11 protein-coding genes are annotated in these 14026 nt (G+C 60.5%); 3 read left to right on the top strand and 8 right to left on the bottom strand.

Translation table 11 applies throughout. From position 1 onward, the window contains the following. Positions 1-11: 11 nt before the first annotated feature. A complete protein-coding gene (locus VR863_RS00055) occupies positions 12-1526 on the bottom strand; it encodes a mechanosensitive ion channel family protein (protein WP_324826438.1) in 1515 nt (504 codons plus the stop codon). Positions 1527-1966: 440 nt separating this feature from the next. Here VR863_RS00055 and VR863_RS00050 point away from each other — a divergent pair, with 440 nt between their 5' ends. The 3 genes from VR863_RS00050 (at position 1967) to VR863_RS00040 (ending at position 4122) form a co-directional block, all read left to right on the top strand. Next, the gene (locus tag VR863_RS00050; protein ID WP_053833462.1) at positions 1967-2629 is read left to right on the top strand and encodes a TetR/AcrR family transcriptional regulator; all 663 of its coding nucleotides are present in this window, start codon (positions 1967-1969) and stop codon (positions 2627-2629) included. Positions 2630-3046: 417 nt separating this feature from the next. Beyond that, a complete protein-coding gene (locus VR863_RS00045) occupies positions 3047-3592 on the top strand; it encodes a sensor histidine kinase (RefSeq protein WP_082347913.1) in 546 nt (181 codons plus the stop codon). A 71-nt stretch (positions 3593-3663) separates the two neighbouring features. Continuing rightward, entirely contained in the window at positions 3664-4122 is a 459-nt protein-coding gene (locus tag VR863_RS00040) for an ion channel (protein WP_324826437.1), read from the top strand. 422 nt (positions 4123-4544) lie between these two features. Here the strand turns inward: VR863_RS00040 and VR863_RS00035 are convergent, their stop codons facing one another. From VR863_RS00035 to VR863_RS00005, 7 genes are all read right to left on the bottom strand, one after another. Beyond that, positions 4545-4922: a hypothetical protein gene (locus VR863_RS00035; RefSeq protein WP_063612560.1), complete on the bottom strand. Its 378-nt coding sequence runs from the start codon at positions 4920-4922 to the stop codon at positions 4545-4547. Positions 4923-4987: 65 nt separating this feature from the next. Further along, the gene (locus VR863_RS00030; protein WP_046903470.1) at positions 4988-5257 is read right to left on the bottom strand and encodes a hypothetical protein; all 270 of its coding nucleotides are present in this window, start codon (positions 5255-5257) and stop codon (positions 4988-4990) included. 129 nt (positions 5258-5386) lie between these two features. Then, complete coding sequence (locus tag VR863_RS00025; protein ID WP_046903469.1) at positions 5387-5857, bottom strand: MarR family winged helix-turn-helix transcriptional regulator; 471 nt, start codon at positions 5855-5857, stop codon at positions 5387-5389. Beyond that, complete coding sequence (locus VR863_RS00020) at positions 5854-6279, bottom strand: organic hydroperoxide resistance protein (RefSeq protein WP_324826436.1); 426 nt, start codon at positions 6277-6279, stop codon at positions 5854-5856. The genes VR863_RS00025 and VR863_RS00020 overlap by 4 nt, the downstream gene beginning before the upstream one ends. Positions 6280-6397: 118 nt before the next feature. Further along, positions 6398-6934, bottom strand: coding sequence for a hypothetical protein (locus VR863_RS00015; protein ID WP_324826435.1), 537 nt, complete (start codon positions 6932-6934; stop codon positions 6398-6400). A gap of 1084 nt (positions 6935-8018) precedes the next feature. Further along, positions 8019-9992, bottom strand: coding sequence for a ParB/RepB/Spo0J family partition protein (locus VR863_RS00010; RefSeq protein ID WP_324826434.1), 1974 nt, complete (start codon positions 9990-9992; stop codon positions 8019-8021). Positions 9993-10066: 74 nt separating this feature from the next. Further along, positions 10067-14026: strawberry notch family protein (locus tag VR863_RS00005; protein ID WP_324826433.1), on the bottom strand; the 3960-nt coding region annotated here is incomplete at its 5' end.

Here is a 14026-nt window from a genome sequence, read left to right as displayed (position 1 = left end):
GGCGCGGCGACCTACGCGCCGACGTCATTCTCCTGGGTCACCAAATGGACCGTCCGCGTCGGGTAGGCGATAGCGAGACCGGCTGCCTTCAACCTCTCGAAAATGGCCAGCAGCAGTTCCTGCCGGATCAGTCGGCTTTCCGCGTAATCGGCAACCATGATGTAGGACCAGATCTCGATATCCAGCGAGCTCTCGCCGAAATGAGCAAATCGAGCACGGAGGCCATCCTTTTCAATCAGGTGGTGATCGCGCAGGATCTGCTCGATAATCTCCACGGCCCGGCGCAGCTGGCCTGCGGAGATACCGTATTCGACGCCGATCGTGGGATTGAAGAGAAAGCGGTCGCGCTTGGCGAAGTTTTCGATCTCGCGGGAGGAAAAATCACCGTTCGGGATGGTGACGAGCGTGCGTTCATTCGTGCGAATCCTCGTCGAGCGCATACCGATATCCTCTACGGTGCCGACAATATCTCCCGCGCGGCAGAAGTCTCCGACCTGAACAGGGCGGTCTGCGATGACGTTCAGGCTGCCGATCAAATTCTCCACGGCCTTCTGTGCGCCTAACGCCAAGGCGATGCCGCCAATGCCCAATGCGGCAATGCCCGTGGTCACATCGACCCCCAGCGTGTCGAGGACCGCTACCGTCGCCAATAGGAAGAGCACTATCTTTGCCGTACGCCGCAACAGGACGACGACCGACACTGCCTGCCGCCGCTGGCGGCGTTCCATCCGGGCACTAGCAACGCGTGCGATGGCATCGACCAGGCGCAGCGCAAACCAAGCAAGCGCTACCCAGCCAACGATACCGATATAGCGCAGCAAGGTCTGGCGCGCGACGATGGACGCCTCGATGCTGCCCGTCCACAGGTGGAAGGTCACCACTGCGAGAAACAGGCTGAGCGGCGGCAAGGCGGCCTGCGTGAAGCGGTAGATCGCGCTTTTCTCGCGGTCGGCCACAAAACGCCGCATGATGGCCAGAAGTCCGGCCGATATAAGCCAGTAGAGAAAGAAACTGCCGGCTGCGCTCCCGAGCAAGAGAGCCCAGTCCTGCAGCGGGGCTCCGGCCACCTCGGCGCTTTCACCGTCTTCCGGTTCAGCCCGATTTGTCGCCGCCACAGACACTGCTTCGAGAGCTTCAACGGTCTCCTGCGAAATCCCCCAGACCTCGCTGCCGACAGGGCTGTCGGTCCGGGTGAGAAGGATCGGCAGACTTTCCTCGCCGCCGAGCCTGCCTACCTCTTCGGTGTCGGCCGGCAGTTCATCGTCGAGACGCCCACTCGCTTCGTTCGACAAGGCACCGAAAGGCAGGAGCGTCCCCTGTTGGTCGAGCGCGGCTTGCAGCTTGGTGGCCCAGATCGCTCCTTGATCGACAAGTTGAGCCTCATCCTCTTCCGCAGACAGGTGGAAATAGTGAGCAGCCCTCGTGTAGTCCTTCGCCGCCAGGGCGCTGATCAGGCCGGTCACCGTTCCACGCGGCGTCTCGCGACCGAAAGGGTCGGTAGCCACTTCAGCGGCCTGCTCGGCCATCGGCTCCGCCACAGGAGCGATTTGAGCGGAAGCCGGTGTTAAGGCGGCGCAGGCGACCAGCAATAAAAGGGCAGAAAGACGGAGAACCGATATCGGTCCGATCGGGATATTATCTGGAAGGCGCTGGCCATCGCAGTTCCGCAATGGCTTCAACCCTACGAACCTACGAAAGACAGAGATTGCATTCCAACCGCTAAAGCTCGGCTCACTGATCGATCGGAGAGATTGCCTTGGGGAAAGGCCATTTTTGCTGGCGCCGGCGATGAAAGAAAGTAAACTCACCGGTACCATGCCGTTTTCCGTTGCGGCAGGCAAGCGTTCATGTGGGCATCATTAGTCCGCGTTGCCCGCTGCGGAGCTTTGCCTGGCCATACCACAAAGGCCTCGTCCTACTGGGCAGCAGATCAGATGGCCGAACCAATGCAATAGTGAAAGAATAGATGTCACTTCCCCGCAGAACCTCAAGCGGCGGTCGTCCTTCAAAAGAGGAGGCCGAGAAACTAGGCGAGCACATATTGCAGGAAGCGCTGCAGGAATTTATCGCTAAGGGCCTCGATGCGTCCCGGATGGACGCGATCGCCGCTTCGGCCCACGTATCGAAGCGAACACTTTACGCACGCTACAAATCCAAGGATGAACTGCTATGTGCGACGATGGACTATGGTATTGCGAAGCACATCCGTCCGGTGAGCACTCTTCCTGCCAATGGCCCCATTCGCGAGCGCCTCGAAGCCGTTGCGCATAAATTTCTAGAAGCCTCGCTCACCGCAGAAGGCCGCGGCATACAGACCTTGCTGACATGGCTTGCCAATTACCGCCCCGATTTGCAGAACAAGATCAGGGCCAAAGCCGTGGCTGACGTTACCGGCGTTATGAACCAAATTCTAAAGGACGGCTACGCAAACGGAGAAATTGCGTTCTCAGACTTCCCGGCGATCGCTAAGATAGTCTTCGACTTATTATTCTCCTTGCCGAATTATGAAATACTGAGGGGCATGGGTCCCGAATATCATGGCAGCGAATCCGTCAGCCTGGACAAGGAACTTGATTTCGTGATGGCTGCACTTCGCACTGGCGTCGTCTTTTCGACGAATGGGCGGTAAGCTGGCGCATATCTTATAAATCAGTAACTTCGTTGCATTGGTTTGAACCTAAAGATATTTCAGTATCCTTCGGATTCATCGTGATCGGAGTGTCCAGAAGATGGCCCCGGCTCAATGTGCTCTGGAATCTCGTCGAGCAATGTTCTGCCAGAGGCGTACCGCCGCCCGAGCGTCTCGATAAACCCTTAGTAACGCTTCGCATCACGATCTCCTACAGATCAATGCCGTCGTCGGGGTTGCGAGGCCTGTCGCGCCAGCCCTTGCATCCGTCGCCGCAAGGCCGATGCGCGCGCAGCTTCATCCGGGTCATCCTCGAAAATCGGGAACTCGCCGGTCGGTAACGAGTCCGGCGTTTCTCGTGCGATATCGAGATGATCGGGCAGTTCGGGTTCGCGGCGGAGCCCATGAGTTTTCTCCATGACGGGCCGGTCGGGAGCCTCTCTCCTGACCTCAAAACTTTCACGAAGCGCAGCGTCGCCCTCTTACTATAAAGAGAGCGACGCCGCGGTCTGGGCGACGGTGGAGGTCAACCTTACGGCTCTGACTGGTGATCTATTGGCGCTGCATTCAGATGAGGACCGCATCGGCCTCGACCTTTCGCCGGCAAGCCATGTGCTGGGTGATCCCACCGCGCTCGGACGGATTTTTGATAACCTCGTCGATAATGCCCTGCGCCACGCCTCGACCGTCACGGTAAGGAATGTTTCGGATGGCGGTAAGACCTGCTGGTCGTTTGAGGACGATGGCCCGGGAGTTGCGCCCGACCAACAACTGACGTTAGGCACGGCCTATGCCCGTTTCGATCCGTCACGCGATCGACAGACGGGCGGAGCCGGCCTTGGCTTAGCGATCGTCTGCGGACTTGCCGAAGCCATAGGCGGCTCCGTCTCGTTCCGGTCCAAGCCGGGCCGAGGACTGCATGTGCAAGTCGTGCTGTTGTCGGCGGGTAGAAGCTCAGAATGAGCGAGACTCCACTGCAGACTGATAATAATCGGAGGAGTAAATCAAATTGATAAAATTGAGGATCATCAACGATGAGTATCGTCGCTCAACTCGTGATCGGAACGGTGACCGTTGCACTTACCATCATCATGCAAGCGTGTTTTGCCGCAATAGCCTTCTCAGTCGATGATCGCTTCACGCCGCCTCGCACGCGAACAACACGCTTTGGAGCGACCTTGCTTCTTGCCGCTTCTACGATATGGATGCTGCTCGCTATCACGCTGGCGGCTTGGATTTGGGCGGGCCTGTTTATTGTATTGGGTGCCTTCGAAGCGCTGGAACCGGCGCTCTATTTCGCAACGGTTTCCCTGACGACGCTAGGCTTCGGCGACGTTATCCTCTCGCAGGATGTGCGGCTGCTGTCTGCGATCGTGGCTGCCAACGGCCTCGTCATGTTCGGTTTGAGCACTGCGTTTCTTCTCGAATTCGTGGGTCAGGTGCGCGAGGAGAAAGGCAGTTCGACGCGATCCCACATTTCGACGGCAGAATGACTTCGTACAGAACCGGCTCACTTTGGCTAGCATAAACGATTGTGCCTGCCCACTCTACCCGCATCGCCTTGTCCAAGTAGAAAACGCCGATCCGCCCGGGTTTCGACAAATAGTCTGGGGCTTGGCGCTTGCGTAGACTGGATGGTCAAAAGTGGAATGGCGGGTTGCGACTCTAATGTCGGTCCTAACCACCAACTCGGCGGTTCGCCAGAAGCAGATGTTCGCATGGCATGCGCCCAGGTCGGCTTCGCCCTCTCATCCCAGTCATCCGAGCATTGAGGGCTACGTTCCGAAAGCGGACGTCGGTTCGAGGGCGTCGGAGCGATGCCCATATCGGACAATAGGATTAGTCGGCTTAACGGAGATGGATTGGGCTTAAGGACATCTCGAACGGTGGCAACAAAGCGACCTGGGTTCGGTCTTTATCCGCCTTTGACTTGTGCAGGGTCGAGCGCCTGCACCGGGGTTGCGAGAAAGCGGAATGGCTCGGCGGTTCCTTGCTTCGCGGCCGCGACAGCGTTGATGAGCAGCGCCGCCGAAGCGGCAAACCCTTCGATTGAATTTGCCTTGCCAAGCCAGACCCGCGAGGCCTTGGGCGACACGCCCACGGTAACTTCCAGCGCGGCATTGCGCGAACGCGCGGCCGACCGGTAGAAGCTCTGGTCATCAAAGGGGTCGAGCGAATAGTCCAGATCCTGTCCGGCAAGGATCTTGGCATCGGCCTTCGTGGCACTTCTCCGGTGAACGCCCGACAGCCACAGGGTCCGCGCCTGGCCATTCTCCAGAAATGCGGCGGCCATGGTTGAACGGGATATCGGCAAGAGCCAAGTCGGTGGAACGGCTCGACGTCTCTGACCTTGCCGATTCATCGGAAAGCCTCGCGGTTTGGCTGAAGTGCGATCTCACCTTTGATGCTGCCGAGATTGTCGCGAACGTCGACTACGCCAACCTCGTCTTCCAGCAGCGCCTGCACGTCCTGCGACAGCTCTTGCAGCTTCAACATGTCGGGGCCGGTCAGGACGATTTCGATCGGATCGCCCGATGTTGGCTGTCCGGTCTCGGGTGCCACCAGTAGAGTGGCACCGGCGACATTGCGGTCGAGATAGGTCTGTAAAGTCGGGTCGGCAGTCCTCATTTACGCGGGCGGGCGAGAGGAAACGAACTGCATCGCAAGGTCGCTCGACTATCGCCAAGCGTCCCAGTGGACGCCCCACGAAGATCGGACAGGCAATCCTCGCAGACGTGCGACACCTGCTGAGAGGCTTCACCTCTTCGAGCCGGTTTGCTCCGCAAGCAGTTCGACAAGCCTGCGCACGCTGTCCCGCAGTTCGTCAATCCCTTCGGATTTGCGCCCCCTCGCGAGGGTTTCGGGAACATACACTGCCTGGTTGCGCAGTATTTTTCCACTCTCGGTCAGTTCGATAACCACTCGGCGCTCGTCTTCCGGATCGCGTGTTCGTCGAACCAGGCCGGCGGCCTCCATACGCTTCAGCAGAGGGGTGAGAGTTCCGCTATCGAGGTAAAGCCGCGCGCCGAGGGAGCCCACCGTCTGGGGTTCTTTCTCCCATAATACCAGCATGACCAGATATTGCGGATAGGTGAGACCCAGCTCCCGAAGAACAGGGCCATAGAGGCGGCTGAGGAGGTTGGTGGCAGCATAAAGGGGAAAGCAAACCTGTCGATCGAGCAACAAGGGATCGCGCGGGTCCTGTGCTGCTGCCACCCCGTCATTCATTGGGCGAACACATTAATTTTCACATCGACGTTTCCGCTGACTGCGTTGGAATAGGGGCAAGCAGCGTGGGCGTTCTTCACGATCTCGTCAGCCTTTGCCTGATTGACCCCGGCAATTTCGACATCCAGTGTGACAGTGAGATTAAACCCGTCATTACCATTCGGCAAGAGGCCGACCTGGCAGGAGACTTCAATGTCGTCGTCACCCACCTTGTCGGTCTGTGCCCGCGTTACATGGATCACGGCATTTTCGAAGCAAGCCGCATAACCAGCAGCGAAGAGTTGCTCGGGATTAGTCGCGTCGCCCTTGCCACCGAGTTCCTTCGGTAGAGCGAGGTCGAGCTCGAGAATGCCATCTTCGCTTTTGACCTTTCCGGCGCGGCCACCATAGGCGTTAACGCGAGTGTTGTAGAGATTTTTCATGTTAGCTCCTTACGGTTAGACAGCAGGATAAATAGTATCCAATTATATTGTGCGCAATATATAATTTGCAAGGCGCGTCATGCTGGCAGACACGCCTTTGCGTCAAATTCTGACCGCGTCACCTGCCCAAAGCCCTCAGAATAGTCTTCTCGACCGGCGAGTAGCTATTGTCGGAACGCTCGAGACTGATCGGCTCACGCGGTAGCAGTGGCGGCTGCGCAATGAAGCGCGGCTGCTTACCGTAATCCTTATATGCAGAATGCACGAGGAAAGGGTGGCACAGATACACCTTGCCGGCCGGACCCGTTGCCAGTTGCTCCAGGCGATGGGCCGATCCGGCGAATCCGTCCGAGGCCAACTCTCGAAGGGTCAGACCGGCTTCCTTGGCCGGTGCGAGTTGTCGCGCTGTATCGATATGCGAGCCGACCCGAATGCGCGTTGAGGAATCGTGAATACCCACATCCGAGAATAGGAACAGCATCAACAGGGCGCGGCCCTTGCGGTGCACATTGGCCCGCCACTCCATGAAGTCGGGCTTCTCATAAGCGAAGCTGACCTCGATGTGCCACCCGTCGTCTCCAGGTTCTTCGGCAGATGGAAAGCCAACAGCAAATGTTCCGCGTCCGCCCCGCGGCAGCCACCGACCTTTGCCCACAAGCTGGTCGAATGCTGTATGCAGGGCGGTTGTGTTTGCCGCTTCGTGAAACGGAGCCTGATCGAACCGCTCGAGACGGGCCGGGTCCAGGTGGTCGAGTCATCGGATCGCATCCCGTGGCCACCCACAGGATCGCGCGCGCTTCTGCGGCCACCTTGGATGAAAATGCAGCACCCACCCAGACGAAGCCGTCGCGAACGAAGCGGGCAATGGCATCTGCGCCAAGCGCAGAGAAGTATCGATTAGGCGCGTATGGTCGAGCGGCATTGCTGCTTCACGAGCCGGAAACCCGGCCAGCTCAGCCCAACGGAAAGGGTCGAGGCGCGATTGAGAGTGATGAACTTCATGGGCTTCTGCTACCTGATGTATTGTAGAGACACGACAAACGGCTGCCATTGAACAGGTGCTGGGCATACATGGGTGGTCTGCCATGGGGTCGGAAGCAAAATGGCCGATTTGCATTGGTTGCCTGCCCAAAGCAGATAGTCAGCAACCGGCCCAATTGCAGCCGAAGAACTGCAACTTGAACGCGTGGCAGCTTTTGAGAGGCCGCTACGCAAGCTTAGACGGCAGGAAGTGGGGTGGAAAGCTGCCCGTAAATCAAGTAGCCGTGTTTACCTCGCCTTTGTATATGGTAACTTTTGATAACATCCATCCCATTATTATTAAACAAACGATGATACTTGCTACGAACCAGTAAGGCGCTTCTTTGAGTGTTGCTGAAAATAAAACGAACAACGAGATCGCTAGGCGGACGCTTGTCTTCGGAACGACGATCGATGTTCCGCATCTACGGCATTTGAAAGGATGGCCTCGACGCAACAAACAGCGCTTTAATGGTATCGTCGTCTGACAGCGAGGGCATCCACCTCGAGCAACAGTGTTCTCGTCAACCGTCATCGCAGGAACCTTAGGCTGGATAAACATGTATCCGCAACTGGGTCGCTAGCCGAATGGCAGCTTTTTGCGATCTGATTGCCGATAGCAGACAGTCTGCAACCGGCCCAAAATTTGACATGCGAAAGGCGGCCCGTCCCAAAAGGGACGGACCGCCCGCCGAGTGACCTGGACCTGTCAGGAGGGGTCAGGCAGCCTGCTCGGCAATCTCGTCTGTTTCTTCTGCGTTGTCCGCCTCGTCTCCTTCGTGGTCAGTCAATTGGACTTCCTCGGCACTGGCGAAACGCATCATCGGCGGAACCCAAGCCTGCGCCCGTTCCTTGACGTCAGCCTCGCCGATGAAGTTGCCCGAGAAGATGCGCTCGGCAGCGCTCGCCAGTTCGGCCTTCTTGGAGGCAGCGTAGCGACTGACCAGTTCGGGACCACCTGCGGCATCGAGCGCCTCGAGCGTACGAGCCTTGGCTACACGATCGAAGTAGTTGGCCGCCGTAGGACGCCACCAATGGGAGGTCTCGATTTCGAGGAGTGAGCCGAGTGCTTCGTGCATCGGCACCGAGCGTTCGCCTTCGCAGGCAAGGCTGGCAATTAGAGTGCGCGAGATGACATGGCCAAGCCAGGCCGAACGCACTTCGTCGGAAAGCGCCCGGAACCTCGCAAATCGCTCCACGTCGCTTTCGCCAGAACGCCAGCTTTCATCGAGCGATCCTGCGAACTCGACCAGCGCAGCACTCGCCGGTGCATCCTTGGCCTCGAACCCGGTGACCGGGCCCGACGCCAGCGACCCAACGAGCGTCGACGCCTTCTTGGCACGCCAGTCGTGCCCATCGGCATCGGCGAGCGTGAAGACCATGAAATCGAGCGCCAGGGCCGGATCGTTAGCGAGATGGATCGCCAGGATGTCGCGGCGCTGCATGGCCAGTTCGTCAAGCAGGCGCTGTGAGAGCGAGCTCCCTTTGGGCTTTGCCGCTCCACTTTCCTCGATTGCCTCGAAAACGCCTTCGTCAGCGATGACTTCGGTTTCGGTGTAGTACTGAGGGACCAAGGTCGGCTCGCCATTGCGCGAGAGGACGAGGAACGCTCCGGCCTCGGATTTTAGTTCGTCGGCGAGTACCGGCGGCCGGTCATTGATCGCGCGCATGGCGCGGTCGATGACGACGAGTTCCTGTTCGGCCTTGGCTACCTCGTCCTCGTCGCTGTCTTCATCTTCGAGCATGGCGGCGACGCGGTCGTAGTCGGCCTCGAGCTCGCCGAGCTCCTGCGCTTCTTGTTCGGTCATTGGCGCAGGCTCGCAGGGCAAGCGACCGAGACCTTCAACAAGGTCGTGGCTGACGTAGTTGCCAAGCGTCGGTCGCACCCAGGCAAGGCCGTGTTCCTGAGCCGTCCTGGTGGCCGCTTCCTCCATGGCCTTGTGCGCGAGGTCCTCGAGCAGCGCGACATCGATCCAGCTCTCGCTGGCATCATCATCGAAGAGTTCGCGCTCGATCCGGCCGCCTGCGGCGAGATAGGCGTCGCGACCGACCAAAACAGCTCGTGGATCGGACCCGCGCACCGTGGCATCGAGCACCATCCGTCGGATTGTATCGGGCGTGATCTGGTACCAGGCATCCTGCAGCTCGGCATAGACATGCGCCTGGCGCTCGACGTCGGAAATCGCGCCGTAGGCCTTGGCCATATCGAGCGTGATCGTGCCTTCGGCGAGCGCTTCGAAAACGCAAGGCGCGAGGCTTGCGAGGCGCAGACGTCCTTCGACGAAACGGACAGTGAGGCCGAAGCGGCGCGCCACGTCTTCAGGGGTAGCCCCAGCCTCGATGATGGAGGCGAAGGCCTGCGCCTCGTCGGCCGGGTTCATCGCGAGACGCTGGAAGTTCTCGGCAAGGCTAGCTTCGCGCACTTCGCTTTCCTCGCCTTCGATGACGAGGCAGGTGACCTCATGGTTTTCGGGCAAGGTGCCCTCTTCGGCCAGCGCCAGCAGCGCGGCGAGACGACGACCGCCGGCCTCGACCTCGAACTTGCCGCGCTTGGCCTTACGAACGACAAGATTCTGCAGCAGGCCGCGCGCAGCGATGTCTGCCCGCAGCTGGAGGTCGGCCAGCACGTCGCCTGACTTGCGAACGTTGCGCGGGCTCGGGACGAGCTTCTTCAAGGGAATCGACTGGATCATGGGTATTCTCCTGATGGAATGAAGGCGCAGGTGAGGATCACGAGGCCCACAAGCCCAAAGGGCTCCCTCCCCTCTCATTCTGAGATTGGGGTCTGCCCGAGGGAACAGGCGGCAAGCGCGGGGAGGACCGACGAGGCTGCGGAGACTGGCACGAACAGCCGCGTGCGGTATCGGATAATCTCGGTGAAGCAGCCCTTGCCCTTGTACCAGTCGAGCCGATCGGGCGAGAAGCCGGTCAGTTCGAGGCGCTGTTCGCCGCCGACCAACGAGCGCTTCACTGTGAGTGGATCGTGGCTTGCGAGGCCGAGCGGCTTTCCACTGGCGATGACGAGGTCGCCGATCTGCTCCACCGCTGGTCCGGCAACCCCGGAAAGACCAAAGGTCTCGGCGATCGCAGAGAGATCGATATCGAGCACTTCGCGGCCGATGATCGACTGGCCGTCCTCGGCAACGAGCCGGGTAACCCGAACATGATCGCCGGGCAGGCGTTTCCAGACCGGGAGCAGCAGTCCGGTGGCGAGATGGACGCGCTCGGTCACCGGTGAAGCGGCGGCCTCCTCTTCCTCGGCCCGCCAGGCGCTCGTGAACGCGGTGACGCCGATTTCTTCCCAGTGGCTCTCTGCGAGCGCCTCAAGCGTCCAGTTCGCGGACTTGAGCGGTCGCAGCAGGCGTCGGCGATCAATTACAGCCCCGTCGTCAGCAATGAGGCGACGGGCCGAAACCGACAGCGCGACCTTGCCAGAGCGCGCATTGCGCATCGGGATCGCGTGCGAGCCGCCGATCTCGTGCATCCGCACCAAGCGCTGCAATCGCAGAGGCCGAAGGTGCCTGGTGAGTTCGAGCGAGACGAGGCGGGTTTCTGCTCCGGTCACGGGGTCGGTGCGCAGGAGCTCATCGGCGAGGAACGTGAAACGATCAACCCTGATGGTTTCCAGTCCCTGGTCGAGCGTTCCGGCCTCGCGCGCGGCGTCGATCCGCGCTTCGACGAGGCCGAGATATTCATCGAATATGGCATTCTGGAGCGCGATCGGCAGCGCGAGGATGCGGTTGAGCCAACGCTGGATTGTGGGAAGATTGTCGGTCAGTCCGCCGTCGGGGCTTTCGAGCCGGAGGCCGGTGCGCTCGACGAAGTTGCCAAAGGTGGTGGCTTCGAGCTTGCCGTCATAGAGGAGCTGGAACCAGCGGCTGAGAGCGTCGCGCGCATAGTCGCTTTCAAGATTGTCGGCCGGGTCGAACAGGTACTGCCCGCCGGTCTGGCGCTGGCCACGCGTGAGCGCGCCCAATGCGTCGAGCCTTCGCGCAATGGTCGAGATAAACCGGCGTTCGCCCTTCACGTCGGTGGTTACCGGCCGGAACAGCGGGGCCGAGGCCTGGTTGGTGCGATTGGTGCGGCCGAGCCCCTGGATCGCGTTGTCAGCGCGCCAGCCCGGCTCGAGCAGGAAATGAACCCGGCGCTGCTGGTTCCTGGCGCCCAAATCAGCATGGTAGGAACGCCCAGTCCCGCCCGCATCCGAGAATACCAGGATGCGCTTGGTTCCTTCCATGAAGCTTTGCGCTTCGGCGACATTGGCACTGGGACTACGCCGTTCGAGGCGCTGCTGGCCATCGCGCCCCAGGACAAGCCTTCGGGTCCGGCCTGTGACCTCGGCCACGGCTTCGGTTCCAAAGTGCTCGATGATCGCATCGAGCGCTGTGGCGATCGGCGGCAGCGCGCAGAGTTGCTCGATCAGTGCATCGCGCGCGGCAATCGCACGCTGGCAGAAAACGGGATTGCCCAGCTCGTCGCTCATCGCTTCGGAACGAAGATTACCGTCTTCGTCTGCAAAGACCTGCATAAGACGCACCGGGAAGCTCTTGGCGAGGTAGTCGATCACGTATTCACGCGGGGAAAGATCGATATCGAGCGCTTCGCGTTCCTCTTCGGTGAGGTCGGCAAGGCGCCGGTCGAGCATGGCTTCGGCGGTCGAGACCAGCTGGACGACCACCGAATGGCTTTCGCCAAGTGCTTCTTCCATCGCCGGGATCAAGCTCGGCAGTTTCATCGACAGCAGGAGCTGGGCAAAGAAGCGCTGCTTGGTGCCTTCGAAGATCGAGAGGGCTGCAGCCTTGGCGTTGCGATTGAGCGTATCGCCGCTGTCTTCGTCGACCACCCGCGTTGCCTCCAGCGCCGCTTCAAGATTGCGGTGAATGATCGCCCAGGCATCAGCATAGGCGTCATAGGTTTTTACCTGCGCTTCGGTCAGATTATGCTCGAGAATATCGTACTCAACCCCGGCGAAGGACAACGCGCGAGCGAGATATAGCCCCTGGGCCTTGAGGTCGCGGGCGACGAGTTCCATCGCTGCCACACCACCAGCGCGGATCTCGGTCATGAACGCCTCGTGGGTCGGGAAAGCAGTCTCGGGTCCCCAGAGACCAAGCCGGGATGTGTAGCCAAGGTTGGCGATATCCGAAGCGCCAGTGGCAGACGCGTAGAGCACCCGGGCGCGCGGCAGATGGTTCTGCAGCCTCAGACCTGCCATGCCCTGTTCGGAACCCTTGACCTTGCCGCGGGTCGATGAGCCCCCGAGCGCATTGGCCATGGCGTGGGCTTCGTCGAAGGCAATCACGCCTTCGAAACTCTCACCCGCCCAGGCCAGAATTTGGTCGAGCCGCGTATCTTCGGCGCGCCCAGAGCGTAGCGTCGGATAGGTGACGAAGAGAATGCCTTCGGACATCGTTACCGGATGGCCGAGTTTCCAGCGCGAGAGCGGCTGGAGATCGAGCGGCAACCCACCGAGCGCTTCCCAGTCGCGGCGTGCGTCTTCGAGCAGCGCCTCGTTCTTGGTGATCCAGATATGACGCCGCTCGCCTGCAAGCCAGCGATCCATGATCACCGCTGCGATCTGCCGCCCCTTGCCCGCACCGGTCCCGTCGCCGAGGAAAAAGCCCTGCCGGTAGGCGTGCCCGTCTTCGGACAATTCGAGCGAGGTGCCTTCCTGGCTCGGCCGGAACTGGCCCGGAAGATCGCGTGCGAATGCCTGGGCAGCGTATACGAGTGTCTCGCACTGCGCTTCGGACAGCAGGCTGTCGGCCTGCCAACCTGCAGGAAGACGAAGCTTAGCTTCGGGAATGGGGGCCGCGACCGAACCCATGGCGACCGATTCCACGAGCGGGGTGGGATGGACCGGCGCGTCTTCGAACGCGATGCGGCTAGGCCGGTAAGGGAGATAGATACCCGCCTGTTCGGAAACCGGTGCGGGATCGGCGAGGACCGAATAGGCCAGTTCGATCGCATTCGCCCTGACTGCTGCTTTCGCTGCGAAAGGCGCCACCGGACGGACCGGCGCGCGATGCGTTGAGGTCTTGCCACCGAGGCGCACTGGCTTGCTGACTGGGAGGCGATGGACGCTGGCGGATATTTGCGCACGTGGCGGAAGCTCGGTAACTAGTTCGCCGAGCGCGATCAGGTCGCAAGTATCTCCGGTGAGAACTGGCGCGGACTCGGTCTGGGTCTTGTCGATCACGACCAGACGAACGGCGATACCCGTTCCGGTCCGGCGAAACATCTGCTGCAACCGGACATCGAGGAGCAGCGATGCTTCCTCCTGAGCCTCGGCGAAGGAGGAGGCCTCGAAGCCTTCGGGCATGATGGCGACAATCCTCGCTCCAACGGCGGCAGACCGGATCGCGCTTCGCAGGTGGCGCTGGGCTGTATCGCCGTCCTTGCCGCGCTCCTGGCTGCGGGCGAATGGCGGGTTCATCAGCGCGACTGACGGAACAGGGCCGCGAAGCAGGTCGGCGATCAGTTCCCCGTCATGCGCGGTGATCGCGGCCGAAGGGAAGATGTGGCCCAAGCCGTCTCGTCTGGCTGGATCGATCTCGTTGAGGAGCAGTGAGGTGTTCTGGACGCTACCCCATAGGGCAATGGCACCATTACCTGCGGACGGTTCGAGGAGCGTGTCTTGCGCAGAGACGGCTGCGGCCTTCGCCATCAGCCAGGCCAGCATCGGCGGGGTCGAGAACTGTTGGAGCTCGACCTGTGCTTCGCTGCG

It is taken from the genome of Qipengyuania zhejiangensis (genome assembly GCF_035607565.1).
In the GTDB taxonomy this organism is placed as follows: domain Bacteria; phylum Pseudomonadota; class Alphaproteobacteria; order Sphingomonadales; family Sphingomonadaceae; genus Qipengyuania; species Qipengyuania zhejiangensis.
Note: the sequence above shows the minus strand (reverse complement) of the source record. Positions and strands in the feature narration are given on the sequence as shown.

Bases quoted from the DNA above. Each gene is read 5' to 3' on its own strand.
- VR863_RS00055 (WP_324826438.1), bottom strand. From the start codon at position 1,526: ATGGCCGAGCAGGCCGCTGAAGTGGCTACCGACCCTTTCGGTCGCGAG.
- VR863_RS00025 (WP_046903469.1), bottom strand. From the start codon at position 5,857: ATGAATGACGGGGTGGCAGCAGCACAGGACCCGCGCGATCCCTTGTTG.
- VR863_RS00010 (WP_324826434.1), bottom strand. From the start codon at position 9,992: ATGATCCAGTCGATTCCCTTGAAGAAGCTCGTCCCGAGCCCGCGCAAC.
- VR863_RS00050 (WP_053833462.1), top strand. From the start codon at position 1,967: ATGTCACTTCCCCGCAGAACCTCAAGCGGCGGTCGTCCTTCAAAAGAG.
- VR863_RS00020 (WP_324826436.1), bottom strand. From the start codon at position 6,279: ATGAAAAATCTCTACAACACTCGCGTTAACGCCTATGGTGGCCGCGCC.
- VR863_RS00030 (WP_046903470.1), bottom strand. From the start codon at position 5,257: ATGAGGACTGCCGACCCGACTTTACAGACCTATCTCGACCGCAATGTC.
- VR863_RS00045 (WP_082347913.1), top strand. From the start codon at position 3,047: ATGACGGGCCGGTCGGGAGCCTCTCTCCTGACCTCAAAACTTTCACGA.
- VR863_RS00035 (WP_063612560.1), bottom strand. From the start codon at position 4,922: ATGGCCGCCGCATTTCTGGAGAATGGCCAGGCGCGGACCCTGTGGCTG.
- VR863_RS00040 (WP_324826437.1), top strand. From the start codon at position 3,664: ATGAGTATCGTCGCTCAACTCGTGATCGGAACGGTGACCGTTGCACTT.